The 24,926-nt window shown below is 67.4% G+C and carries 24 protein-coding genes; 8 read left to right on the forward strand and 16 right to left on the reverse strand.

Translation table 11 applies throughout. The annotated features are described in order from the left end of the window. Nucleotides 1-5: 5 nt before the first annotated feature. Nucleotides 6-359: a hypothetical protein gene (locus L0984_RS18515; protein ID WP_234195253.1), complete on the reverse strand. Its 354-nt coding sequence runs from the start codon at nucleotides 357-359 to the stop codon at nucleotides 6-8. A 230-nt stretch (nucleotides 360-589) separates the two neighbouring features. Here L0984_RS18515 and L0984_RS18520 point away from each other — a divergent pair, with 230 nt between their 5' ends. Beyond that, on the forward strand, nucleotides 590-1,054 hold the full coding sequence (locus tag L0984_RS18520; RefSeq protein WP_234195255.1) for an antitoxin Xre/MbcA/ParS toxin-binding domain-containing protein: 465 nt from the start codon (nucleotides 590-592) through the stop codon (nucleotides 1,052-1,054). A gap of 88 nt (nucleotides 1,055-1,142) precedes the next feature. On the opposite strand, the gene L0984_RS18525 is transcribed toward L0984_RS18520, so the two are convergent. After that, nucleotides 1,143-1,961 (reverse strand): IclR family transcriptional regulator, encoded by an 819-nt coding sequence (locus tag L0984_RS18525; RefSeq protein WP_234195256.1) that lies wholly within the window; start codon nucleotides 1,959-1,961, stop codon nucleotides 1,143-1,145. A gap of 100 nt (nucleotides 1,962-2,061) precedes the next feature. On the opposite strand from L0984_RS18525, the gene L0984_RS18530 reads away from it, so the two are divergent. The 4 genes from L0984_RS18530 to L0984_RS18545 all read left to right on the forward strand — a co-directional run bounded on the left by L0984_RS18530 (nucleotide 2,062) and on the right by L0984_RS18545 (nucleotide 6,040). Further along, entirely contained in the window at nucleotides 2,062-3,015 is a 954-nt protein-coding gene (locus L0984_RS18530; RefSeq protein ID WP_234195258.1) for an MBL fold metallo-hydrolase, read from the forward strand. Nucleotides 3,016-3,112: 97 nt separating this feature from the next. Beyond that, on the forward strand, nucleotides 3,113-4,762 hold the full coding sequence (locus tag L0984_RS18535; protein WP_234195259.1) for an FAD-dependent oxidoreductase: 1,650 nt from the start codon (nucleotides 3,113-3,115) through the stop codon (nucleotides 4,760-4,762). A gap of 15 nt (nucleotides 4,763-4,777) precedes the next feature. Beyond that, nucleotides 4,778-4,975 carry a DUF2783 domain-containing protein gene (locus L0984_RS18540; protein ID WP_017761266.1) on the forward strand — a complete coding sequence of 66 codons (198 nt, stop codon included), beginning with the start codon at nucleotides 4,778-4,780 and terminating at the stop codon, nucleotides 4,973-4,975. 102 nt (nucleotides 4,976-5,077) lie between these two features. Further along, a complete protein-coding gene (locus L0984_RS18545) occupies nucleotides 5,078-6,040 on the forward strand; it encodes a Bug family tripartite tricarboxylate transporter substrate binding protein (protein WP_234195260.1) in 963 nt (320 codons plus the stop codon). Between the two features lie 182 nt (nucleotides 6,041-6,222). Here L0984_RS18545 and L0984_RS18550 read toward each other — a convergent pair whose 3' ends face one another. After that, nucleotides 6,223-7,188: a LysR family transcriptional regulator gene (locus L0984_RS18550; protein ID WP_234195261.1), complete on the reverse strand. Its 966-nt coding sequence runs from the start codon at nucleotides 7,186-7,188 to the stop codon at nucleotides 6,223-6,225. A 68-nt stretch (nucleotides 7,189-7,256) separates the two neighbouring features. Here L0984_RS18550 and L0984_RS18555 point away from each other — a divergent pair, with 68 nt between their 5' ends. Genes L0984_RS18555 through L0984_RS18565 form a run of 3 tightly spaced genes read left to right on the forward strand, consistent with a single transcriptional unit; the run spans nucleotide 7,257 to nucleotide 10,081 of the window. Further along, a complete protein-coding gene (locus L0984_RS18555) occupies nucleotides 7,257-8,243 on the forward strand; it encodes a 3-hydroxyacyl-CoA dehydrogenase family protein (protein WP_234195262.1) in 987 nt (328 codons plus the stop codon). Beyond that, complete coding sequence (locus L0984_RS18560; RefSeq protein ID WP_234195263.1) at nucleotides 8,240-9,064, forward strand: 3-keto-5-aminohexanoate cleavage protein; 825 nt, start codon at nucleotides 8,240-8,242, stop codon at nucleotides 9,062-9,064. Before L0984_RS18555 ends, L0984_RS18560 begins: the two co-directional genes overlap by 4 nt. Nucleotides 9,065-9,103: 39 nt before the next feature. Continuing rightward, on the forward strand, nucleotides 9,104-10,081 hold the full coding sequence (locus L0984_RS18565) for a tripartite tricarboxylate transporter substrate binding protein (RefSeq protein WP_234195264.1): 978 nt from the start codon (nucleotides 9,104-9,106) through the stop codon (nucleotides 10,079-10,081). 90 nt (nucleotides 10,082-10,171) lie between these two features. Here the strand turns inward: L0984_RS18565 and L0984_RS18570 are convergent, their stop codons facing one another. The 13 genes from L0984_RS18570 to L0984_RS18630 form a co-directional block, all read right to left on the reverse strand. After that, complete coding sequence (locus tag L0984_RS18570) at nucleotides 10,172-10,531, reverse strand: hypothetical protein (protein WP_234195265.1); 360 nt, start codon at nucleotides 10,529-10,531, stop codon at nucleotides 10,172-10,174. Nucleotides 10,532-10,749: 218 nt separating this feature from the next. Further along, on the reverse strand, nucleotides 10,750-12,483 hold the full coding sequence (locus L0984_RS18575; RefSeq protein ID WP_370646104.1) for a ShlB/FhaC/HecB family hemolysin secretion/activation protein: 1,734 nt from the start codon (nucleotides 12,481-12,483) through the stop codon (nucleotides 10,750-10,752). A 208-nt stretch (nucleotides 12,484-12,691) separates the two neighbouring features. Then, nucleotides 12,692-13,006, reverse strand: coding sequence for a hypothetical protein (locus tag L0984_RS18580; protein ID WP_234195267.1), 315 nt, complete (start codon nucleotides 13,004-13,006; stop codon nucleotides 12,692-12,694). 42 nt (nucleotides 13,007-13,048) lie between these two features. Next, nucleotides 13,049-13,336 (reverse strand): hypothetical protein, encoded by a 288-nt coding sequence (locus L0984_RS18585; protein WP_234195268.1) that lies wholly within the window; start codon nucleotides 13,334-13,336, stop codon nucleotides 13,049-13,051. A gap of 1,023 nt (nucleotides 13,337-14,359) precedes the next feature. Continuing rightward, on the reverse strand, nucleotides 14,360-15,457 hold the full coding sequence (locus tag L0984_RS18590; RefSeq protein WP_234195269.1) for a two-partner secretion domain-containing protein: 1,098 nt from the start codon (nucleotides 15,455-15,457) through the stop codon (nucleotides 14,360-14,362). Between the two features lie 244 nt (nucleotides 15,458-15,701). Next, a complete protein-coding gene (locus L0984_RS18595; RefSeq protein ID WP_234195270.1) occupies nucleotides 15,702-17,102 on the reverse strand; it encodes an amidase in 1,401 nt (466 codons plus the stop codon). Then, nucleotides 17,099-17,803 carry an ABC transporter ATP-binding protein gene (locus tag L0984_RS18600; RefSeq protein WP_234195271.1) on the reverse strand — a complete coding sequence of 235 codons (705 nt, stop codon included), beginning with the start codon at nucleotides 17,801-17,803 and terminating at the stop codon, nucleotides 17,099-17,101. Before L0984_RS18600 ends, L0984_RS18595 begins: the two co-directional genes overlap by 4 nt. Nucleotides 17,804-17,819: 16 nt before the next feature. After that, entirely contained in the window at nucleotides 17,820-18,536 is a 717-nt protein-coding gene (locus L0984_RS18605; protein WP_234195272.1) for an ATP-binding cassette domain-containing protein, read from the reverse strand. Next, nucleotides 18,533-19,630 (reverse strand): branched-chain amino acid ABC transporter permease, encoded by a 1,098-nt coding sequence (locus tag L0984_RS18610; RefSeq protein ID WP_234195273.1) that lies wholly within the window; start codon nucleotides 19,628-19,630, stop codon nucleotides 18,533-18,535. The genes L0984_RS18605 and L0984_RS18610 overlap by 4 nt, the downstream gene beginning before the upstream one ends. After that, on the reverse strand, nucleotides 19,627-20,493 hold the full coding sequence (locus tag L0984_RS18615) for an ABC transporter permease subunit (RefSeq protein WP_234195274.1): 867 nt from the start codon (nucleotides 20,491-20,493) through the stop codon (nucleotides 19,627-19,629). Before L0984_RS18615 ends, L0984_RS18610 begins: the two co-directional genes overlap by 4 nt. A gap of 224 nt (nucleotides 20,494-20,717) precedes the next feature. Then, entirely contained in the window at nucleotides 20,718-21,944 is a 1,227-nt protein-coding gene (locus tag L0984_RS18620; protein WP_234195275.1) for an urea ABC transporter substrate-binding protein, read from the reverse strand. A 115-nt stretch (nucleotides 21,945-22,059) separates the two neighbouring features. Further along, nucleotides 22,060-23,577, reverse strand: coding sequence for an amidase (locus L0984_RS18625; RefSeq protein WP_234195276.1), 1,518 nt, complete (start codon nucleotides 23,575-23,577; stop codon nucleotides 22,060-22,062). Between the two features lie 144 nt (nucleotides 23,578-23,721). Then, complete coding sequence (locus tag L0984_RS18630) at nucleotides 23,722-24,834, reverse strand: substrate-binding domain-containing protein (RefSeq protein ID WP_234195277.1); 1,113 nt, start codon at nucleotides 24,832-24,834, stop codon at nucleotides 23,722-23,724. Nucleotides 24,835-24,926: the final 92 nt, after the last annotated feature.

Genomic DNA, 24,926 nt, shown 5'->3' on the forward strand with positions numbered 1-24,926 from the left:
GCCGCTCAGCGGACCGCCGCCATTTCCACGCCCGGACGACGGATGGGGGAAGGACGCAGCGGTGCGCTTGCGCCGGTCTGCACGGAGACACGCATGGACAACGGTGCCTCCTGTGTTGGGCGCACGGGCCGATCCGACGTTGGCGTCCCCATGGGCGAGGGCCGCGGGTCGGCCGTGAACAACGGGATGCGAACCGCGTCGCCAGCGGCGGCCTGAGGCGATTGCACCGTTGGCGCCTGCGCCAAGGCCACCGCGCTCACGCCCAGGGCTAGAACGGCCAGCACACCGTTGCGCCATCGGACCGGCGAGCCCCGCTCGCGCAGCAATGCGGTGCAATGGGTGGGAATGCCGAAGTGCATGGCGACCTCCTGAGGCATGGCTGCGGAAATCGGGACGGGCCCTTTTGCAGCCATGAAGGCACTGTTAAGCGCGTCCAGCCACGCCCATGTCGGCAGCCCCAGTGGCACCCTGTAGGCCGCCGGGAGACACACCCTGTCGCCAAGTGCCAGGGCCGACGCCGGTCGCCTGGCATTTAGACTCGCCAGCTTCTCCTCACAACAAGGCGCCCCCGAGGCGCCCGTACTCCTCCATGACAGCACGTGCCTCGAGCGTCGAAGCACTGGAAGCCGAAATCGCGCGCCTCACCCAGGAGCGCCGCGACCTCGAACGCCAGCAGCGGCAATTGCGGGTCGACGAACTCAAGGCCCTGGTCGACCACTTCGCCCAGCAGTTGGGCGCCGCCGGTTTCGGTCTGCAGGATGGCATCGACGCCCTGCAGGCGCGAACCCGGCCGGCACCCCCGCCCGTCGAACAGCCCGCGCGGCACTCGGTCATCAAGCCCGCCCCCTTCGTGACGGCACCCAAGTCGCAGCCGCGCCCGCCGATGGACGCTGTGCACCTGCGCGCCCAAAGCGTGCTGGGCAGCGACGCCATCGACTGGCTCCAGCGGGCGCATCCGCTGCTGGGCGGCATGACACCGACGCAGATGGCCGCCACGCCGCGCGGCGAGGAAAAGGTGCTGGCCCTGCTGGCCGCCTACGCACGCGGCGCCTGAGGCGCGTTTCGGCTTCCCGGGCCAGCAGCAGCCTGGCCCAGCTGGCGCAGCAGCTCGGCTGCGCATGGCATCCGGCACCGCCGCGGCTTCAAGTGGAAAGCTGACCCGACAACCGCCGCGTCAGCTGTCTCGCCACCTCTGCCACCGCGCGCGCCGCGCTGTCTTCCCAAGCGCTGGACAGGCGGTCCTGGTGATCCGTCACTGTGATCGCGAGCACCGGCTGGCCGTGCATGTCGAACACGGGGGCCGAAAAGGCATTCACCCCGGGAATGGGGCTGCCCACCGCACGCACCACCCCACGTTGCCGCATCTCTTCGCGGATGCGCGTCAGAGCCGCTTCCCGTCCGTCGAACCCCGTGGCATCCATCCTGCCCAACGGGCCCGCAATGGCCTGCCGCAGCGTGTCGTCCGGCATCGCTGAGGCGAATGCACGCCCGGTCGCAGTGTCGAACAGGGACAGCACGCTGCCCACCCGCAGCGCCACATGCAGGGGCTGCCGGGCCTCGATGAGCCGAACGACAGTCGGGCCGAAATTGCCCCACACCGAAAGCGCAACAGCATGGCCCGTCTGCGCCGCGAGCTGCAGGACCGCCGGCTCCGCGGCCTTGAGCGGATCCAGCCGCTGAAGGCATGCCAGCCCGATCTTCAGGGCCGCCGGCCCCAGGTCGTACCGCCCGCTTGCATCCTGCTCGACGAGGCCCAGTCGTCCGTAGCTGACGAGGTACGGATGCGCACGCGATGGCGTGAGTCCGGCCAAGGCGGCCAGGTCTTTGAGGTTCATGGCGCCTTCGCCCTCGGCAAGCGCCAGCAGCAGCCGCCCGCCAACTTCGACGGACTGAACCGCGCGCTGGAGCTTGGCGTCGGGCTGTTCTTCAGAGGCGGGAGCCGCCGGCTTCTTCGTTCTCATGGAACAAACGAGTTTGACATACGCACACGACGACCGTACATTCTTTTCCAACAAATGCGTTCGCCCTTTGCGAATTCAAAGTCCTTTCAAGGAGACAGCCATGAGCAAGACCTTCGCATCCGCCGCCGACCTCGAAGAAAAGAAGGTCAGCTTCACCCAGCTCTCGGAGCACGCCTGGGCCTACACCGCCGAGGGCGACCCCAACACCGGCGTGATCATTGGCGACGACGCCGTGCTGGTGGCCGACACCCAGGCCACGCCCGCGATGGCGCAGGACGTGATCCGCCGCATCCGCGAAGTCACCGACAAGCCCATCCGCTATGTGGTGCTCACGCATTACCACGCCGTGCGCGTCCTTGGCGCCTCGGCCTACGGCGCGCAGCAGGTGATCGCCAGCCAGGACACGCGCGACCTGATCGTCGAACGCGGCGAGGCCGACAAGGCCAGCGAGATCGGGCGTTTCCCGCGCCTGTTCCGCGACGTCGAATCGGTGCCCGCGGGCATGACCTGGCCCACGATCACCTTCACCGGCCGCATGAGCCTGTGGCTCGGCAAGCTCGAGGTGCAGCTGCTGCAGCTGGGCCGCGGCCACACCAAAGGGGACACCGTGGTCTGGCTGCCCGGCGAGAAGACGCTTCTTTCTGGTGACCTGGTGGAGTTCGACGCCACCCCCTATGCCGGCGACGCCTACTTCCGCGACTGGCCGGCCACGCTGGACAACATCGCCGCCCTTCAACCGCAGGCGCTGGTGCCGGGCCGCGGCCCGGCCCTGCTCGGAGAGGCGCGGGTCCAGGCCGGCCTCGCGTCCACGCGCGACTTCATCCGCGACCTGTGGGCCAGCGTGCAGGAGGGCGTCGCCGCCGGCAAGGACCTGCGCGCCACCTACGAGCACAGCTTCTCCACGCTGCAGCCCAAGTACGGGCATTGGGTCATCTTCAACCACTGCATGCCCTTCGACGTGACACGGGCCTACGACGAAGCCACGCAGCATGCCGATCCGCGCATCTGGACCGCAGAACGTGACCGTCAGATGTGGGAGGCGCTCGAAGGCTGAACAGAGCGCGACGGGCGTGCATTGCGCCCACCCCGGCTGGCGACGTGCACGCCCGATCGCCGCGCCGCGAAGACAAGAACGACAGGAGACATCGGCCATGAAGCCATCCGACATCCCGCCCCATCGCTTTCGCGGCACCGGCGAGCAGGTGCAGGCCATCCAGTTCGACTACCGGCGCTCGCCGGACCAGGAGGCGCCCTCGCCCGTGCGCCACCCGGTCGTCATCGTGGGCGCCGGCCCCGTGGGGCTGACGCTGGCCATCGACCTGGCCCAGCGCGGCCAGCCCGTGCTGGTGGTGGACAACGACGACCGGCTGTCCACGGGCTCGCGTGCGCTGTGCTTTGCCAAGCGCACGCTGGAGATCTGGGACCGGCTGGGCGTCGGCGACGCCATGGTGGCCAAGGGCGTGTCCTGGAACCTGGGCAAGGTGTTCCTGCGCGACCAGCAGCTCTACCAGTTCAACCTGCTGCCGGAGGACGGCCACGAGCGCCCCGCCTTCATCAACCTGCAGCAGTACTACTGCGAGGCCTACCTGGTGGAGCGCGCGCTGCAGCTGCCCGGGCTGGAGATCCGCTGGAAGAACACGCTCGCTGGCATCGCACCCCGCCCGGATGGCGCCACCTTGACCCTGGACACGCCCGACGGCCCCTACCGCATCGAGGCAGACTGGGTCGTCGCCTGCGACGGCTCGCGCTCGCCGACGCGGCAGCTGATGGGCCTGGAGAGCCAGGGCCGCGTGTTCCGCGATCGCTTCCTGATCGCCGATGTGCGCATGACGGCCGACTTTCCGACCGAGCGCTGGTTCTGGTTCGACCCGCCCTTCCATCCCAACCAGAGCGTGCTGCTGCACCGCGAGCCCGACAACGTCTGGCGCATCGACTTCCAGCTCGGCTGGGATGCCGACCCGCAGGCGGAGCGCCAGCCCGAGAAGGTCATCGCGCGCGTGCGTGCACTGCTCGGTCCCGACGCCGAGTTCAGCCTCGAATGGGCCAGCGTCTACACCTTCGCCTGCCAGCGGATGGAGCGCTTCGTGCATGGGCGGGTCGTCTTCGCCGGAGACAGCGCCCACGGCGTCTCGCCCTTCGGTGCGCGGGGCGCCAACAGCGGCGTGCAGGATGCGGACAACCTCGGCTGGAAGCTCGACCACGTGATGCGCGGCCAGGCGAGCGCCACGCTCATCGACACCTATGGCAGCGAGCGCGAGGCGGCGGCGGACGAGAACATCCTCCACTCCAGCCGAGCCACCGACTTCATCACGCCCAAGAGCGAGATCAGCCGGCTCTTCCGCGACCAGGTGCTGGCCCTCGCCCGCTCGCACGAGTTCGCCCGCCGGCTGGTCAACAGCGGAAGGCTGTCCGTGCCCTGCGTGCTGCGGGCGTCGCCGCTGAACACGCCCGACGCCGAGGCCTTCGACAGTGCGATGGTGCCCGGCGCGCCGCTGTGCGATGCGCCCCTGCAGACACCCCAAGGCGACCCGGCCTGGCTGCTGCGCAGCCTGGGTCCGGACTTCACGCTGCTCGTCTTCGGCGAGGCGCCGCATTGGGTTCGCGAACTGCCAGGGGTGGCCGCGCGCTGCCTGGGGCAGGAGCTGATCGACGCGCAGGGCGTGCTCGCCCGCCGCCTCGATGCGCAGCCGGGCACCGCCTACCTCGTGCGGCCCGACCAGCACGTGTGCGCGCGCTGGCGTCAGCCATCGCTGGAGGCCGTGCGCGCCGCACTGCGCCTCGCCATTGGCCTGCGCGACTGAGGCCGGAGACCCGCCATGCTCAATACGCAACCGAACATCGCCCGCTTCGACGACTTCTACGAAGCACTGTTGGCCGCACACCAGGACCTGCCGCTCGACCAGAGCCACGCGCTGAACGCCCGTCTGGTGCTGCTGCTGGCCAACCACATCGGCGATCTCGACGTGCTGCGCGATGCGCTCGCGCGGGCCCGCGAATCCGCCTCCACGCGCTGACCTCAAGGGCGCCGGACAGGCACATGGGGCCATGGCCGGCCACGGACGGGCCATGCCGTGGTGCTGCCCCCTTTTTCACGACAACACAACGGAGACAAAACCATGATCAATCGCAAGCAGTTCCTCGGCCTCGCCGCGGCGGTCCTTGGTGCACCGGCCTGGGCGCAGAGCACGGGCAAGCCGGTCGAATGGGTGGTGGGCTATGCCGCCGGAGGCGGCTCCGACGTGGTGGCCCGCACCATTGCCGAAGCCATGGGCCGCACCCTCAACCGCCCCATCGTCATCAACAACAAGCCCGGCGCCGGCACCAACATCGCCGCCGACTACGTGGCCCGGTCGAAGGACTTCGGCAACCTCCTCTTCACGGCTGACTTCGCCACGCTGGCCGCCAACCCCTTTCTCTTCAGCAAGCTGAGCTACGACGCGCAGAAGGCGTTCCAACCGGTCGGGCTGCTGGTGCGCTTTCCCATGTTCCTGGTGGTGGGCAGTGAGGTGCCGGCGGACAACCTGCAGCAGTTCACGGCCTGGACCAAGGCGCAGAAGGATCCAGTGAGCTGGGGCTCTGCCGGCCCTGGCAGTCCGCACCACTTGGTCGGCGAACTCTTCCGCGAGCAGACCAGCCTGGCGATGCAGCACGTGCCTTACCGCGGCGCCGCGCCCGCCATGCAGGACGTGCTGGCAGGACAGATCCCCGCCATGTGGATCGACAGCGCCACCGTGCTGCCCTTCCTTGCCGGCAAAAAGGTGAAGATCATCGGCGTCGCATCGGCCAGGCGCCTGGATCTGTTGCCGGAGGTGCCCACCTTCGCCGAGCAGGGCCTCAAGGATTTCGAGGGCTACGCGTGGCAGGGTCTGGTCGTGCCGACCGGTACCCCGGCCGAGGCCACGGCCGCCTTCGCCGATGCCTTGCAGAACGCGCTGGGGTCTACGCAGGTTCGCGCCCGCCTGCAGGCTCTGGGCGTCGAGCCGATGCCTGGCACGCCCGACCAGATGGCACGCTTCTCCGCTGCCGAACGGGACAAGTGGGGCGCGGTCATTCGGCGTGCCGGCGTCAGGCTGGACTGAGCGACTTTTTGCGTCGGTCGAATGAGTGACGCAGACCCGTAGAGGCCGAGCGCCGGGACATGCCGCCGGAGAGCCGCCACGGGCAGAGATGCTGCGCACGACCGAGGCCGCTGACGCCCAACTCGCGCGCGGCACCCTGACGGGCCGCTTGACGAGGCAAAGGTGCGGGCCCTGCTGGCCGCCTACGCACGCGGCGCCTGAGGCGCGCGTTTCGGCTTCGGGGCGCGCGGGCCGGCAGCAGCCTGGCCCAGCTGGCGCAGCAGCTCGGCGCGCAACGCTTCGGCCACTGCAGAAGCCGCCGTCGACAGGCTCCGCTCCTGCCGCATCACCTGGCCGATGGGCCGCTGCACATCCGGCGCCGTCAGCCGCCGCTGCACCACCGGCCCGCCCAGCGCCACCTGCGCCGCCAGGGCGGGCAGCACCGACACCCCCAGCCCGGCCGCCACCATCGCATTGATGGTGGCCAGGTGCTCCACCTCGAAACGCGGCGCGAAGCGCTGTCCCAATGAGAGCAGCGCCGCCTCGGCGTACTGCCGCACGCTGGTGGGTGCGGGCATCGAGATGTGCGGCAGGCCCGCCACCTCGGCCCAGCGCAGCGGGCCGCGCCGCGCAGCCAGCGCATGGTCCGCGGGCAGCAGCAGCACCAGCGGATCGCTGGCCAGCGTCTCGTAGGCCAGGTCGGCATAGGCCGGGTTCTCGGCCGTGAGGGCGAAGTCGACCTGGCCCGCGCGCACCAGGTCGAAGGAGGCGCCCGACAGCGAATCGACCACGCCCAGCTGCACGCCCGGGTGCGCCGCCATGAAGCGCGCGAACACCGGCGGCACCACCGTCGCCGCCAGCGAGGGCAGCGCCGCGATGCGCACCCGGCCCTCGCGCAGCTCGACCACGTCGCGCACCGCGCTGGCGGCCGTCTCGGCCTGGGCCCGCAGGATGCGCGCATGCGCCAGCAGCGCCTGCCCGGCATCGGTGAGCTGCACGCTGCGCGTGTTGCGGGCGAACAGGCGCGCGCCCAGCGTCTCCTCCAGCCGGCCGATCACGCCCGAGACGGCCGACTGCGACAGGTGCACCCGCGCCGCCGCGCGCCGGAAGTTCAGCGTCTCGGCCAGTTCGATGAAGACCTGCAGTTCGCGCAGCGACAGATTGATCATGGTTGCCGATCAGTCTATCGGCCAATAGCGTTGGACCGATCAGTGCCATCTTCCTAGACTGCGCCGCCATGACGACCCCTTCCCTCATCCGCCCCGCGGGCACCGCCGTGATCGGCGGCGGCACCATGGGCGCCGACGTCGCCGTGGTGCTCAGCCGCGGCGGCCTGCCCGTCACCGTGGTGGAACGCGATGCCGCCAAGGCGGCCCGCCTGCCGGCCTACATCGGCGCCCAGCTCGAAGCCGCGGGCTGCATGGCTCATGCCGGACCGGTCACCGTCGTCCACCAGCTGGAGGACGTGGCCTGGGCCGACGTTGGCCTGGTGGTCGAATGCATCGTCGAGCAGCTGGCGCCCAAGCAGCAGCTCTTCGCGCGGCTGGTCGAGCTGGCGCCGCCCTCGGCCCTGCTGACCAGCAACAGCTCGGGCCTGCCCATCAGCCGCATCGCCGAGGGCCTGCCCACGCGCGGGCGCATGTTCGGCCTGCACTTCTTCATGCCCGCGCACCTGGTGCCGCTGGTGGAGGTGGTGATGGGCCCCGACAGCGACACCGGCGCCGCCCAGGCCCTGGTGCAGACCATGCGCCGCTGTGCCAGCGTGCCCGTGCTGGTGCGCAAGGACCGGCCGGGCTTCCTGGCCAACCGGCTGCAGCATGCGCTGGCGCGCGAGGCCTTCGCGCTGCTGGACGATGGCGTGGCCAGTGCCGAGGACATCGATGCCGCGGTGCGCTTCGGCTTCGGCTTCCGCTTCCTGGCGGCCGGGCCGATCCTGCAGCGCGACCATGCCGGTCTGGACGTGCACTGCGCCGCCGCCACCACCATCTACCCCAGCCTGTGCAACGACGCCGAACCCGCCCAGGTGCTGCAGCGGCAGGTGCAGGCCGGCCGGGTGGGCATGAAGGCCGGTGCCGGCTTCAGCGACTGGCCCGAAGCCGAGCGCGCTGCCGAACGGGCCCGCTACGACCGCCTGCTGCGCGCCGGCCTTCACCTGCTGGCCGACGAACTGCCGCCGCTGCCGGGTGCAGCCCGCGCCCCTTCCTCCGACCGGAACCCGACGTGACCGCCGATCCCCTCATCCTCACCGTGGCGCCCAACGGCGCCTACAAGCAGCACAGCGACCATCCCGCCGTGCCGCTCACGCCCCAGGCCCTGGCCGATACCGCCCGCCGCTGCCTGGACGCCGGCGCCGCCATGCTCCACCTGCACATCCGTGATGCCGAGGGCCGCCACAGCCTGGACGTCGAGGGCTACCGCGAAGCCCTGCGCGTGGTGCGCCAGGCCGTGGGCGATGCGATGGTGCTGCAGGTGACCAGCGAAGCGGCGCGCGTCTACCAGGCGCCGCAGCAGATCGCCATGGTGCGCGAACTGCAGCCCGAAGCCGTCTCCATCGGCCTGCGCGAGGTGGACGTGCCCGCCGTAGGCGAGGCGGGCCTGGCCGCCTTCTTCGCCGAGCTGGCAGCGCGCGGCACCATGGTCCAGGTGATCCTCTACGACGCGGCCGACGTGGCGCGCTGGCAGGCGCTGCGCGCGGCCGGCGCCATTCCCGACGCGCCGTGGTTCCTGCTCTTCGTGCTGGGCCGCTACAGCGCAGGCCAGACCTCCGACCCGCGCGACCTGCTGCCCTTCCTGGCCGCCCACGGCGATGGCCCCGAGCCCTGGGCCGTGTGCGCCTTCGGCCCGACCGAGCAGGCCTGCGTCACCGCCGCGGCGGCCTTCGGCGGCCATGCGCGGGTGGGCTTCGAGAACAACCTGCGGCTGCGCGACGGCCGCCTGGCGCCCGACAACACCGCCCTGGTGGCGCAGGCCGCCGAGGCCGCCGCCACGCTGGGCCGTCCGCTGGCCACGGCGGCGCAGATCCGCGAGCGCTTCCGGCCGCGCTGACGCCACGCCCCCTTCCCCACAACAACCGGAGACAACCCCATGATCGATCGCCGCCAATGGCTGGCGGGCGCGGCCGCCGGCCTGCTCGCCCCTTCTCTTGCCTTCGCCCAGGCGGAGGCCCCCAAGGGCCCCGTGCGCATCGTGGTGCCCTACCCGCCCGGCGGCCCCACCGACCTGATGGCCCGGCTGCTGCAGCCGCAGCTGCAGCGCCGCCTGAACACCACCGTCATCGTCGACAACCGCGGCGGCGCGGGCGGCAACCTGGGCAGCGCCTACGTGGCGCGGCAGGCCCCGGCCGATGGCCTGACGCTGCTGCTCGCGGCCAGCGGGCCGATGGCCGTCAATGCGGCGCTCTACAAGTCCATGCCCTTCAACGCGCAGGACGACCTGCTGCCGGTGGTGCAGCTGTCGGCCTTTCCGCTGGTGCTGGAGGTGCATCCCTCGGTCAAGGCCCGCACGCTGAAGGAATTCATCACCTACGCGGGCAGCCAGAAGGCGCCGCTGAACTTCGCCTCGGCTGGCAGCGGCACGCCCCAGCACCTGGCTGGCGAGCTGTTCGCCCGCGAGGCCAAGGTGCCGCTCACCCATGTGCCCTACCGCGGCGCCGGCCCGGCCCTCAACGACATGCTGGGCGGCCAGGTGCCGCTGATGTTCGACATCCTGGCCAGCTCGCTGCAGCACCTGCAGGCGGGCAAGCTGGTGCCCATCGCCGTCACCTCGGCCACGCGCAGCCCCGCGCTGCCGCAGGTGCCGACCATGGCCGAGGCGGGGCTGCCCGGCTTCGAGGTGACGGCCTGGCATGGCATCGCCGTGCGCAGCGGCACGCCCGCCGCCACGGTGCAGCGGCTCAATGCCACCTTCCTGGACATCTTTGCCGACCCGGCCTTCCGCAAGTCCTGGGAGGCGCTGGGCACACCGGTAGTGGCCGGCACGCCCGAGGCCTTCGGCCAGCTGATCCGCAGCGAAACGGCACGGCTGGGCCGCATCGTGCGGGAGACGGGGGCGACGGCGGATTGAGGAGCACCGGGTGCCCGGCGATGTCGGCTGATCCACCGCCAGGAGTGACGGGCCTGACGAGCGGCAAGCTCAGCCGCCGCTGTGGCCCATTCAAGGCCGGTCACCCAGACGGGCGCCGTCGATCGGCCTGCTGAGCCATTTGGCGATGTCGGTGCCCAAGGCATAGGTCACCTGGCCCACCATGCTGCAGGTGGAACGAGGCAGACCGAAGTAGATGAACATCTCCCGCTGGGCCGTGAACTGGGCGACGGGCTTGCCGGGGCGCTCCAGCGTGCCATGGAGTTGCACGATCTTCGGCCCGCCGTACATGCCGCCTGCATTGGCCAGCAGGTCGGTGATCTCCAGCCGTAGCGTCGGTGCCCCCTCGACTGCTGGCGTCGTCGAAGGCACGGCGAACTCGTAGGGGGCCTCCAGCTGGTCCTCGATGGCTTGATGGAGGGAGGCGGGCACATCGCACCTGTCGTCGGCCTTGCTGAGTTGCAGCCCCTGCGCCGTCTTGCCGTACCCCACGGGCGGCAGGATGACGGCATTGGAAGCATTGGCGACAGGCTCAGGCGGCTCAGGGACTGCAGGCCCCCGACTCCCGCAGGCCGACAAGGCCGCACCGAAAAGAACTGCCACTGCAGCCGTTGATCGCATCGTCATCTTCTCTCCCTGTTTCAATCTCGTCAGAAGCTCACGCTGGTGCTGAACCCCACCGTGTAGCGCCCCGTCCTGAAGCCCTCGGGCTTCCACAGCGGCGCGCCGATGAAGAGGTCGTAGTTCACCTGCTGCCAGGCGCCACGCACCCCCACCGCCCTGCCCGCCAGGTGATTGCCCAGCAGGGACCGCGTGCTCGGACCACCCACATGGCCATAGTCCACGCCCAGGTACAGCTCTGCCCCGCTCTGGCCCAGTGCCCAGCCCAGGTCGTTGCGTACCAACCAGCCCCGCTCAGCCATCAGGCTCGATTCACCGTCGAAGCCCCGCACGCTGAAGCGCCCACCGATGGAGAAGCGGTCCTGCGGCAGCAGCGGCGTGCGATTCCACTGCGCCCGCACCAGGCTCGTGTAGCGCAGCTTCTCATCGCCCAGCTTGAAGGGCACGTTGGCATTGACTTCGGCCGTGTAGAGACGCATGCGCGAGGTGCCTTCGTCGAACGCTTCTTCGGGGGCTGGCTTGGCGCCGAAGGCGCCCGTGCCGCGCCGGTAGGCCAAGGTTCCTTCCAGCGTGGCTTCGCCGATGAACTCCTTGTGGTTGACAGCGAGCTCCCAGCCACCCGTCACCCGGTGCTGAACGTCCAGCTCGGCGTCGTCCACGAAGTTGCGCGACTCCTTGCGCCAGCCGCGAAGGCTCAGCAGCGTCTTTCGATGCTGGTCACGCCAGACCATGCGCGAGAGCTTGACCTCGGCACTGTTGGTCTTGCCGGCGTAGATGTAGTCCTGCGAGTAGCCCTGCACCGTCTGGAAATACTGGCTGTTGGAGGCGGTGAAGCCCAGCATCCACCAGCCGTAGGGCAGCGAGTAATGAACCGTCTGCCCTTCTGTGCCCAGGCCATCGTCGTTCAGGAAGCGCCGGCCGATGTTGTGGTTGGCGTTGACGTAGAAGAGGTCGTTGAGGCCGAACCGGTTGTCCAGGGACGCCGTCACACCCGCCTGGTAGCGCCCTGTGGCCTCGGTGCCGCTGTCGTCCAGGCTCAAGCCCACACGCCACTTTTTGGTTTGCACGTACTTCACCACCAGATCGCTCTCGCCTGGGCTGGCACCGGGCGCCGTGGAAGGCTCGATCTGAATATCGGCTTCGGCCGTGGGCGAGCGCTTGAGGTTCTCCAGGCCCTGCTCGATGGCGCGCAGGTTCAGCAGGTCGCCTTGGCGAAGTGGGATTGCTGAAGCCAGGAAGGCACGAGTCCCAAGCAACGGCGCAGTGGAGTCCGAAGACAGACGGATCGCGGCGATGCGCCCGGGCACAAGGGTCAGGGTGAGCACGCCACCGGTGAGATCCTGCGGGCTAGCGAGGACGCGGGTTGTCGTCCAGCCGCGGGCAATAACCTCTGCCTGGGCTCGCGACAGAACCGCATTGACGCCACCAGTGCCGAGGCAGCGTCCCAGCGGGGAATCGTCCCCAGTTGCCCCGGACAGCACAGAAGGTGAAACGGCCCACTGGAACGAAGCAGCCTCGTCACCGACCAGCACCACACGATCTATTCGAAAGCATGGGGATTCGGACCCTGGAATGCGCGAGACGACAGCCGAAGCAGGTGCCTTCAGCCGCTCATCCACACGCCGTTCATTGGCCTCACGAAGCGCCCGTTCTCGCTCCTGCAGACGCTGCTGCTCGTTGAACGACTGAGGACTGGTGGGTGATTGCTGCGCGAAGGCGAGCGAAGAAATGGCGGCGCAGATGAGCACCGCCGAGCGTGACAGTTCTTTCAATTTCCCTCATCCCTGAGTAGCACCTCTATTAAACATGAGATTTAAAGGAGTGCCGTTATGAGTGACTCATTCTTTATCACATAGCGAAACGTCAGATTCGCCTGAATTCGTGTAACACGTAAAGCCCTAACACTTCCAAAATCTCGGCAACGTCCCAGTCTAGTGGAATCTATAAAATATCTTGAATAATTACCTTTAATTAAAGGTATTCGAAATTTTTTATTTTTCGAATCAGGATTTCTTTTATTAGATTTTCAACATAATCGTCTAATTCCTCCGCACGCTCGCTTGAGATTGGCTCATCCAGGAACAATTCATGGATTTCTTTGTATCCTACTTCAGGCAGGATCGAACAAAGTCGCTGGTAAAAATCTTGCTCGATTAGTCCCCATTCAGACAGGCCAGCAAGATAGCCGCGCCAAATGAGAGCAACAGCGTCAGATGAGTTGCGCCATTCGAAGTGGTGAAGAATACGATTGCGCAGTTCGTCTTCTGTCGGATGGCCGTTGATCATGATTTACATCTGCGACTAAAGAAAAAACAAAAATAGCAGCTCTCACCGACCTTTTAAACCAATTTTGTTTTTCAAAACATCTTCCTTCTGCTCTTCGGTCACGGGTTCATCAGAAAATAATTCATAGCCCACGAAATCCAATTCTGCGTCCTCCGATATCACCAACTTCATAAGTTCACTGTATACCTTCAATTCGATCAAGCCCCATTCAAATAGCGCTCCTAAGTATCCCGTCCAAATAGCACTCACCAGCAAGCTCCCGGGTCGCCAACTTAGTTGGCGTTCCATCCTATTTTTTAATTCTTCTTGGCTTGGATAACCATTAATCATAAATTATTCCTTGATGCGGGGAACATCACCGCATCCAAATACATTCTTGCATTCGCCTTTTGGGCGGGCGTAGCTGCAAACATGTATCCGACATTCTGGCCTGCAGCATTGGGATCACCTGGCAACAACTGTTGTCCCGCGGTCCGTAGGAATTGCCTCGCTGCTGAGTCCTCATCACCGGGAGCGCCGAACTGAACCTGCCTAAACGCTTGGTCAGCCAACCGCTTCTCTGCCTCATCGAGGCTAATTCCCTGCTCGGCAGCAAATTGCTCAGCATGAGCGTCGATCCACTTTGTTTCTGAGGGGTGGAGTTGTCGATTATTCAGTTCAACGTTATACGCACTCGTCGCTCCTGTCGTGCCTCCTGCAATACCGCCAATGGCTGTGGCAGTCACTGCTGCCAACGCCTGCGCAACGGGAAGCGACAGATGCATTTCATCGATTGCATTTGCCAGGCGAGGCATCAATGCAGCGCTAGCACCCGCGCCAAGCGCACCCGCGACCCCACCGCTCAAAGCTCCTGCAGCCGTATGCAGCGCCACTCGATATTCCCCGCCCTCGGCCCATTTCGCAGCCTCGGCGGGATCCGTGTCTTTCAAACTTTGGTACTTCGCCTCGGCGTAGTCTCCTATCGCCTTGGCCGCCGTCTGATTGAACTGCTGCGCAATCGCCGCTTGCGCCTGCACATCCTTGAGGATGTTCTGCGTGTTCCAGTCCTTGACCAGCGTGCCCGTGGTGGAGTTGTCGCCTGTGCGTACAGATTGGTCGCCAGCGATTCCGCTGATACCTGCTCTGGTCACGCTTTGGGTGGAACTGCTCGTGCTTCCAACGCCTGCGCTTCCTCCGGGTGGCGCCGCCGACTGACCTTTCTTCGGATCCCAAGTCGGATTCGGATCGTCCTTGGTCGTGTATCCCAGGCTCAGGCTGCCATTGGCGCTGTAGCTGCTCCCACTGGACTGACTCACGTTCTGCAGATCCCGAATCGTGAGCGTGCCTCCCGTCTCGAAGCTGTTGCGCCCCTTGTCAATGGCTGCCTGGGTGCTCTCGATCACCCCACCGTTGAGGGTCGTGTCCCCCTTCACGTTCACGTCGAAGCCGCCGTCTCCCGCCTTCAGCCCCGATTGCGTGTTCGGGCTGATCGTCACCCCATTGGCCTTGGCGCCCGCCACGTTGCCGCTCACGGTAGCCACCGAACCCACACACCACGGCGGGATGCACAGACTTACGTTCAGTCCACTGTTGGACTGGCTGCTGTTGCCCACGCTCCTGGCTGTTGGCGGCGATCACGCTACCGCTGTTGTCCAGGGTGCCGCTCACCGCAATCGTCGTGGCGGCCGTGCCGGTCTGCACGAGCTGGCCGCCTACGGTGTTGCTGATGTTCGCGGCATTGATCTGCAGTTGCCCCGCATTGAGGGTGCCGCCCGTATTGACCAGCGACTGGGCCGCGTTGGCATCGGCCGTGATCGTGAGAGTGCCGGGGGTGACCACCTTGGCAGCGCTCGTGTCCACGTTGCCACTGGTGGCGGCCAGGCTCACATTGCTGGCACTGGTGGTGCTGTGGGAGACGTCGATGCTGCTGCCCTGCAATGCCAGGTTGGCAATGATGACTTCGGCCCGCTGGCCAGCGACTTCGACGTAGCCGTTGAGGTAGCTCGGGTTGCTGCTGGCGACCTGGTTGACGATGACGCGCGCCGGCCCCGTGGCGAGCCAGGGGTTGCCCTGGATATAGCCGCCAAGCTGGCTCTGCACAGGCGTGCGGCTGTTGTTGAGGATGGCGCCCGGCGCACCGACATCGAACTGGCTGTAGTGGTTGACGCTGACGCCCCCGGCCGATGGCGTGGTGATGTTGACCAAGGGCACCCCGTTGGGCGCCACCAATGTCTGGGGACGCTGCGAGGGCAGTGCCAAAGGGTTGGGCACGATCTGGGCATGCACCACAGGCAGCCAGCCGATCAATGCGAGGGCCGCGACCACCCCGCGAAGCACCCAGGGCCGTTGCCCTTCACCGGTCCCAGCCGAAGCGCCGTTGCGGCCCTTGCCGGTGCTCGTTGCCGTTTCCTGAACCACCATGCGCTGGCCACGCATGGCGTTGAAGATGACTCGGTGGAAATTCTTGTTCATGTGCGCCCGAGCACTGGGCAAGCACATCCCTGCCCAGCGTCGCTCCCTGATTCATTGAGCGAAGAATTCTGGGCGCCGCCTTCAAAAGCGAGGCGGACTTATTCCACACCGACGACGGTTGATCGCGTCAAGCACGAACACCGACGCGCAACCGCGTCGGATCTTCAATTTCTTGCGAATTGATCAGTCAAAGCCGAAACACCAGGCACGCTGACGTCGAAGCCACGCCCGATACCGCCCCGGCTCAAAGCGCCGGATGCCTCCGGTGCCAATCCGTCACCTGCTGGTAGGCCCAGCCCGCGCGCACCAGCAGCGCCTCGTCGAAATGGCGCGCCACGAACTGGAAGGCGATGGGCGTGCCCGCGTCGGTGAAGCCGCCGGGCAGCGTGATCGTCGGGCTGCCGGTCATGTCGAAGGGGCAGGTGTAGCGCAGCATGGCCGACATCAGGTCTGCGTCGGTGCCGAAGGTCAGCATGCGCTCCAGCGTGGGCGAGGCCACGCCCTGGGCGGGCACCAGCAGCAGGTCGATGTCCTGGAACAGGGCGCGGACCTTGCCGCTGAAGTCGTGCCGGTGCAGCACGATCTTCTGGTAGTCGGTGCCCGTCTGCGCATGGCCCAGGTCGAGCAGGCCCGAGAGCGCGGGACCGTACATGTCCTTGCGCGCCGGATAGGTGGACTCGTGCACCACGGCGGCCTCGACGGCGCACAGCGGAAACCAGTCGGCGATGGCCTGCGTGGGATCGGGGAAGACCACCTCGCGCAGCTCGCCGCCCAGGTCGCGCACCGCGGCCAGCACGCCCGCCATGACCTGGCGGGTGGCCTCGTCGACGCCCTCGCTGTTCCAGCGCGCATCGATGCCGATGCGCAGGCCCTGCAGGCCGCGCTCCATGCCGGCCAGATAGTCCGGCACGGCCGCAAGGCTGGCGGTCGGGTCCTTCGGGTCGGCCCCGGCGATCGCGCCCAGCATCGCGCCCGCGTCGGCCGCGCTGCGGGTCATCGGCCCGATGTGGTCCAGCGTCGCGGCGAGCTCGAAGGCGCCGTAGCGGCTGACGCGACCCCAGGTGGGCTTGAGCCCCGTGAGGCCGTTGGCGGCCGAGGGGAAGCGGATCGACCCACCCGTGTCGGTGCCCAGCGAGCCGTAGCACAGGCCCGCCGCCGTGGCCACGCCCGAGCCGCTGGACGAGGCGCCCGACCAATGGGCGGCGTTCCAGGGATTGACGGGCGGCACCACCGTCGGATGGTGATCGGCGTATGCACTCTCGGTGAGCTGCAGCTTGCCCAGGATCACGGCGCCGGCCTCACGCAGCTTGCGCACCGCCGTGCCGTCCTCGCTGGGCACGAAGTCCTGGTACAGCGTCATGCCCGCGGCCGTGGGCACGCCGGCGGTCCAGCACAGGTCCTTGACGGCGACCGGCACGCCATGCAGCGGCCCGCGGATCTCGCCGCGGCCGATCTCGGCCTCGGCCTGCCGTGCATCGGCGAGCGCCTGATCGGCCATCACGCGCACATAGCTTTGGAGTGCGCCATCCTGCGCGGCGATCCGCGCGAGCTGGGCCTCGGTGACCTCCACCGGCGACAGCGCCTTGCGCTGGATCTGCTGGCCGACTTCGACCAGCCCGAGGTAATGCAGTTCTTGGTTGCTCATCCATGGACTCCTGTGTACTGACTCATGATTTCGAAATCGCCCAGGTGCTCGCGCGGCACTTCGCCGCCGATGTGGCCGCGCTTGATCACCAGCACCCGCTGCGACACGGCGGCGATGAATTCGAGGTTCTGCTCGACCAGCACGATGGTCAGGCCCGTGCGGTCGCGCAGCGCGGCCAGCGTCTCGGCGATCTCCTCGATGATCGAAGGCTGGATGCCCTCGGTCGGCTCGTCGAGCAGCAGCAGCGTGGGCTTGCCCGCAAGGGCGCGCGCGAGTGCCAGCAGTTGCTGCTCGCCGCCGGAGAGCGAGCCGCCCGGCCGGTCGAGCAGCCGCTTGAGGCGCGGGAAGTGCTCCAGCAGCGCCTCGACCGTGTCCAGGCTGCGCTCGCCGGTCTTGACCAGGCCCATGCGCAGGTTGTCCAGGGCGCTGAGCGTGGGAAAGATCTCCCGCCCCTGCGGCACATAGGCCATGCCCAGCCGCGCGCGGGCAAAGGGCGCCAGGCGCGTGATGTCGGTGCCGTCGAAGCGCACCGTGCCCGCCGTGGGCCGGATCACGCCCATCAGCGTCTTGAGCAGCGTGGTCTTGCCCATGCCGTTGTGGCCCAGGATGCCCACCGACTCGCCGGCCGCGATGTGCAGCGCAACGTCGTTGAGCACGGGGATGGCGCCGTACCCCGCATGCAGATTCGAGACTTCGAGCATCGGTCCGTCTCCGCACTCAGTGGGGCTTCTTGCCCAGGTAGATCTGCTGGATCAGCGGGTCGCTCATGATCCGGTCGGGCGTGTCCTCGCGGATCACGGCGCCCTGGTGCAGTACCGTGACCTTGCGCGCGATCATGCGGATGAAGTTCATGTCGTGTTCCACCACCACCAGCGCATGCTGGCGGTTGATCTCCAGGATCAGTTCGGCCGTGCGGGCCACCTCGGCATCGCTCATGCCCGCGGCCGGCTCGTCCAGCAGGATCAGCGGCGGATCAGCCGCGATCACCACGCCGATCTCCACCCACTGGCGCAGGCCGTGCGCCAGCAGGCCGGCCTGCACGTCACGGTAGGCCGACATGCCCACGCGCTCCAGCGTCTCGCGCGTGATGCGCTCGGCCTGCATGCTGCTGTTGAGCCGCCGGGCCGACAGCCAGACGTTCTCCCACACCGTCAGCCCGTTGAAGAGGCTGGGTACCTGCGTCTTGATGCCGATGCCCAGGCGCCCCGGCTCGTGCGGCTGCATGCGCGAGATGTCCTGGCCGCGGAACAGGATCTGGCCCGAGGTGGGCTTGACCTGTCCGGTCAGCAGCTTGAAGAAGGTGCTCTTGCCAGCACCGTTGGGACCGATCACGCAGCGCAGCTCGTTCTCGGCCAGGGTGAAGTTCACGTCGCGCGTCGCATGCACGCCGCCGAAGCGCACGTTGAGGTCGCGGGTCTCGATCAACGGCGTCATCGCGTGGGCTCCATGGGGGCCAGGGGGGAAGCACCGACACCATCGGCGGCAGAGGCCGCCGACGGCCGCGTCGCAGCAGGCACGGCAGGCCGCGGGCGCCGCAGCCTGCGCCATGCCGCCTCGATCAGTTGCCCGGCCGTGGGCACGATGCCCCTGGGCACCAGCAGCACGAAGACCACCAGGATGCCGCCGAGCACGAGGTTGGCATTGAGCGTCTGCTGGGTGCCGATCTGCGTGGTCAGCCACTGGATGGCGACCGCGCCCACCACCGGGCCCACCAGCGTCCCGAGTCCGCCGACGATGACCCAGATGATGATCTGCGCCGACTGGGCGAGACCGAAGATCGTCGGGCTGGTGAAGGCGCCCCAGTTGGCGAACAGGCAACCCGCCAGCCCCGCGATGGCGCCCCCGAGCGTGAAGCTGAAGAGCTTGTAGGCCCGCGCGTCGTAGCCCAGCAGCAGCACGCGCTGCTCGTTCTCCTTGGCCGCGACGATGACCCGGCCCACCTTCGTGGCAAGCAGGGCACGCAGGCCGACATAGACGACCAGCAGGCAGGCGAAGGCCAGGTAGAACAGGTCCCTGGGCGTGAGCACCTCGTCCTTCAGCCCGGGCCAGTTGAGCGTGGGAATGGCCGGGATGCCGTTGAAGCCGCCCAGCGGCGCATCGCCAATGCGCCATTCGGGGCCCGCCGTCGAGTTGACCAGGTTGAACAGGATCAGCGTCACGGTGAGCGTGATCACGCCCATGTACACGTCCGACAGCCGGCCGTAGAAGATCACGTAGCCCAGCAGCGCCGCAAAGAGCGCTGGTACCACGATGGCGAGCAGGAAGGGCAAGGTGCTGTCGCCCAGGTTCATCACCGCGATGGCATAGGTGTAGGCGCCCAGGCCGAAGAAGGCCGCCTGCCCGAAGCACAGGATGCCGCCATAGCCCCAGATGAAGGCCAGGCTCACCGAGAGGATGGCCATGACCACGTAGATGGTGACTTCGATCAGCGTGTAGTCGTCGATCACGGCGGGCAGCCCCAGCATCAGCAGCAGCCCGAGGGCCAGGCAGACGATGGCGCTCGCCCACGAATTGGCGAAACGGTTCACAGGGACCCCTTGAAGAAACGGCCGGTGATGCCCTGCGGCAGCACACGCAGAAGCACGATTGCGGCCACGAGCAGCGCCACCTCCCCCAGCACGGGCGTGGTGGCGAAGGTGGCGAGCTGGTTGATGGCGCCGAACAGCGACGAGGCGCCCAGCAGCCCGGCGAGGATGGCGGGCCCGCCGCCGATCACCGTGATGAAGGCCTTGGCCACGAAGGCCGCGCCCATGGTCGGCACCACGCCCGTAAGTGGCGCCAGCAGCCCGCCCGCCAGCCCCGACAGTGCGGCGCCGACGGCGAAGGTGACCGAATACACCCGGCTCGGACTGATGCCGAGCGCATTGGCCATGTCGGGCTTCTGCATGGTGCCGCGCGCGATCAGTCCCCACTGGGTACGGGTGAGCACCCAGCGGATGGCCAAGGCCACCACCACCGCCACGGCGATGATGACCAGCGTGTAGCCGCTGACCGAGTAGGCCCCCACCGAGAAGCTGCCCAGCGGCGCCGACACGCCCGCCGTGGTGTTGCCCGCGATGGAGGTCACGATGCCCACCAGCAGCAGCGACAGCCCCCAGGTGGCCAGCATGGTGTCGACCATGCGGCCATAGAGCCGCCGGATGACCAGCCGCTCCAGCACCACGCCGATGGCACCGACCGCCACGGGCGCCACCACCAGCATGGCGACCCAGAGGTTGATGCCCAGCTTGAGCGCCAGGATGACCGCATAGGCCCCCAGCATCATGAACTCGCCATGCGCCAGGTTGATCACCTTCATCATGCCGAAGATGACGGCCAGCCCGGCCGAGACGATCACCAGGCCCGCCACGGCATACAGCACCTGGATGACCACGATCAGCGCAAGATCCATGTCGATTGACTCCTCGGTACAGCTCGTTCCAATTCAGTTTTCCAAGGCACTGCACGCCACGCGCAGGGCATGATGAAATCGGCGCCACCTTTCTGATCGAAAGGGCGCGGAGCAGGCCACGCCAGTGCACCCGCGGAACGGGCTTTGCCCGGCCGCCGGGTGCGCCCCTTGAGGGGGATTGGACTTCCACACGAAGTGAGGAAGTCCAAACGGGGTGGGCTCATTCATGCCTTGATGACGTACTGCTGGTTGTCCTTTGGGTTCTTTTGCAGGTTGCACACCGCGCTGGTGTCCACCGGCGGCTGCTGCTGAAAGGTCTCGACGATGTTGAGCTGCTTGTTGCGCACCTCGGCGATGCTCACGTTCAGCACGCAGTGATGGGTCTGGGCATCGACCGTGACCTTGCCGCTCGGCCCGTCGATGCTGATGCCGCTCTCCAGCGCGGCGATCATCTTCTCGCGGTCGATGGAGCCGGCCTTCTTCACCGCCTCGGCCCAGAGCTTGAAGCCCTGGTAGGTGCCCATGGCCAGCTCGGTGATGTTGGGATAGTCGCTGCCGAAGCGCTTGTAGAAGCGCTCCTTGAAGGCCTTGTTCTGCGGCGTGTCGAGGTTCTGGAAGTAGTTGTACGAGACCAGGAAGCCGTCGGTCTCCGCAGGCGAGAGCACGATGTGCTCGTTGCCACCGGCGAAGGTGGTCGAGGCCAGCGGGATCTTCTTGGTCAGGCCCGCCGCCGCCCACTGGCGGTAGAAGGAGATGTGCGCGCCGCCCACCAGGGCCGAGACGATCATGTCGGGCTTGGCAGCCTCGATCTTCGAGATGGTCGGGCCGAAGTTGGTCACGTCCAGCGGGAAGAAGTCGATGGAGGCGACGGAGCCGCCGTTGTCCTGCACGAACTTCTTGACCCACTGCGAGGTGATCTGGCCGTAGTTGTAGTCGGCCGCCACCACGTAGACCTTCTTGCCCCACTTCTTCATGGCGTAGGGAATGAGCTTGGCCACCGTCTGGCCGGGTGTGACGCCGGTGCAGAAGGTGTTGCGGTCGCACACGCCGCCTTCGTACTGCGTGTTGTAGAAGTAGAGCGTCTTGTTGCGGGTGAGCACCGGCCGGATCACCTCGCGCGAGGCGGAGGTGATGCCGCCCATCACCACCGTGGACTTGTCGCGCAGGGCCGACTGCTGCGCGAACTGCGCATACAGCTGCATGTTGGACTGCGGGTCGTAGGTGACCAGCTTGATCTTCTTGCCGAGCAGGCCGCCGGCCGCGTTCTGCTCCTCCACCGCCAGCGTCATGCAGTCCGCCATGGGCTTGCCGTAGATGTCGAGGCCGCCCGACATGTCGATGATGCTGCCGACGACGATCTCGTCGGCCGCCATCGCAGCCATGGGCAGCAGCGGCAGCGCCGTGCCGGCCAGGGCGGTGGCGGAACCTTGAAGGAAGGATCGACGATCCATGGGAACACTCCTCGTTGATCTGACGGACGCGGGCCGTCGTTGTGTGTGGAAGGGATGAAGGAACGGGAACGCGGGGGTCCGGGGCGGGCGCAGCGCGCCGCCTCGCTCGGATGGCTCAGAGGCTCTTCCAGTCGCCGGCCTGCTCGAAGGCATAGGCGGCGCGGTAGATGGTCTCTTCCTCGTAGTTGCGGCCGACGAGCATCATTCCGACAGGCAGGCCGTCGACCAGGCCGCAGGGAATGCTCATGGCGGGGTGCCCCGTGACGTCGAACGGGCAGGTGTTGGGCAGCACCTCGAAGGCCCGCGTGATCACCTCTTCCAGCGACGCACCCGGCGCCGGGATGGGCGTGGCCGTGATCGGAAGCGTTGGCATCAGCAGCAGGTCGAAGTCCGCGAGCGCGGCGTCGTAGGCCGCCGTCAGCTTGCGGCTGAGGTTCTGCGCCTTGGCATAGAAATGGCCGCGGTAGTGCTGGATGAAGTACTCGCCCAGCACCATGGTGATCTTCAGGGTGTCGGACAACTCGTCGGCACGCTGCTTCCAGCCGGCGTGGAAGTCCACCAGGCTGGTCACGTACAGGCCCTTCCAGTTGAAGCCGTGCCCGTTGTCCTTCATCATCTGCTGCGTCGCACCCTCGGCCGCGATGGGCAGCCAGATGGCCGGGCCCAGTGCGTGCATCGGCACCGACACCTCGCTCACGGTGGCCCCCAGGCGCGTGAACACCTCGGCGGCGGTGCGCACCTTCTCATTGACCGCCGCGTCCGACTGCGGCCAGCCGAAGCCTTCGGTCACGATGCCGATGCGCAGGCCCTGCGCACCCTTCTTCATCAGCTCGCTGTAGGGCTTGGGACCCTGGCCGGCATGCTGGCGCGGGTCGAGGCCGTCCGGCCCCGCCAGCGCTTCGAGCATCAGCGCGTTGTCGGTCACGTTCGCCGTCATCGGGCCGGTGTGGTCGATGGTCAGTTCGATGGGCATGACGCCGGTGTAGGGCACAAGGCCATGCGTGGCCTTCATGCCGTAGATGCCGCAGTAGGAGGCCGGCATGCGGATGGAGCCGCCCTGATCGCCGCCGATGGCCATGTCCACCTCGCCGGCCGCAACCAGCGCCGCGCTGCCCGAGGACGAACCGCCGGCCGAATAGCCCATGCGCCAGGGGTTGTGCACCGGCGAGGGCGAGCTGGTGTGCGAGCCGCCCGAAAAGCAGAAGTACTCGCACTTGGCCTTGCCCACGATGGTGGCGCCGGCATCCAGCAGCCGCGTCACGACGGTGGCGTCGACGTTGGGCACATAGCCCTCCAGCGTGGAGGCGCCATTCATCATGGGCACGCCGGCCAGGCAGACGTTGTCCTTCAGCACCACCGTCTTGCCGGCGAGCTTGCCGCCGGGCTTGCCCTGGATGGTGGTCTTCACGTACCAGGCACCGTACGGGTTCTCCTCAGCCGAGGGAAAGTAGCCGGGCGTGCGGGCATAGCTGACGGCCGGCTGGTAGTCGGGCATCGCGTCCACGGCGTCGTAGGCGTCGAAGTTGGACTGCAGCAGCGCGTTGTAGCTGGCGGCCTGGGAATCGGACAGATGGATGCCGAGGCTGAGTGCGACGTCCTGCAGCTGCTCGACGGTGGGGCGCTTGATGGCCATGAAGGGACTCCGTGTCACGAGGGAAGAAGAGGTGCCCGAAGCAAGCGGACACCCTGCGTTTCACGGATCGATTCTGTGAACTTATATTTTCCTGGTCAAGTATTTTCTTTGCGTTGGAAAATAAAAAGCGATGCCGAAGCCCGGTCAGAGTCGTGTCAGCACGCGGAAGGCATTGCCCTCGGCGCGCGCGAGATAGATGGGCACACCGCTCGGTTCGCCGGCCTCGAAGGCGGCGTCGCGGGCGCTGCGGTAGGCGATGGTGCCGACGCTGGTGGCGCGGCTGCGGCTGGTGCAGTCGCCGCGGTCGAGCAGCGCGGCCAGGAAGTGCATGCCCTCGTAGGTGGACTGGCCATGGGTGCTCAGCGTGGGCGCGCGCTCGCCGAAGTGGGCGCGGTAGCGCGCCTTGAACGCCAGGTTGGCGTCGGTGTCCAGCGTGGCGAAGTAGCCGCAGGCGGCATAGAACTCCTCGGCGTTGTCGGCGCCGAAGCCCAGCAGCTCGTTCTCGCCGGCGCCGCAGGTCAGGCGCAGCATGTGGCGGTGCAGGCCTGCGCGGCCAAAGGCGCGATTGAACTCGATGGAGTCCTGCCCCACCAGCGACACCAGCACCGCGTCGGCCCGGGCCTTGCGCACGGCATCCAGCACGGCCGAGAAGTCGGTCGTCTCGAAGGGCACGTAGCTTTCGCCCACCAGTTCGGCGCCGGTCTCGGCGATGCAGGTGCGCGCGATGCGGTGCGACATCCGCGGCCAGACATAGTCGTTGCCCACCGCGTACCAGCGCCGCGGGCGCTTGCGCTCGCCCAGCCAGCGGATGGCCGGCCGCAGCTGCCGCTCGGCGGTCTCGCCGATGGCGAAGACGCCCGGGCTGGCCTCGCCGCCCTCATACAGCGGCGTGTAGACGATGGGGATGCGCCCGCCCACGGCGCGCAGGATGCGGTGGCGCACGGCACTGGTGTGCATGCCGACGATGGCATCGATGTCGCCGGCCTGGACCAGCTCCGTCAGCGTGGCCTCGATGTCGGCCGCGTCGTCCGCGGCGTTGACCGTCAGCAGCCGGCAGGCCCGGCCGCCCAGCCCGGCCTCCCGGTTGAGTTCGGAGACGGCCAGCTTGGCGCAGGCCAGCGCCGACGGCGCCCAGATGCCCGCGAAGCCGCCGAGCGGCACGCACAGCGCGATGTTGAGTTCATGGCTCGCGAGCAGCGGGCGCTGCAGCCGACCGGCGGGCAGGCGCGGCGTGGCGGGTCCTGAGGATGGGAACATCGAGAACTCCGGGACAGTGCACCAAGTTGGCAACAGGAGGGACAGCGTCGCAAAAACTGCGCCAATGCTTTCCAAGGCAAGGGTTGCGCGCT

It is taken from the genome of Pseudacidovorax sp. NFM-22, from assembly GCF_021401245.1.
In the GTDB taxonomy this organism is placed as follows: domain Bacteria; phylum Pseudomonadota; class Gammaproteobacteria; order Burkholderiales; family Burkholderiaceae_C; genus Xenophilus.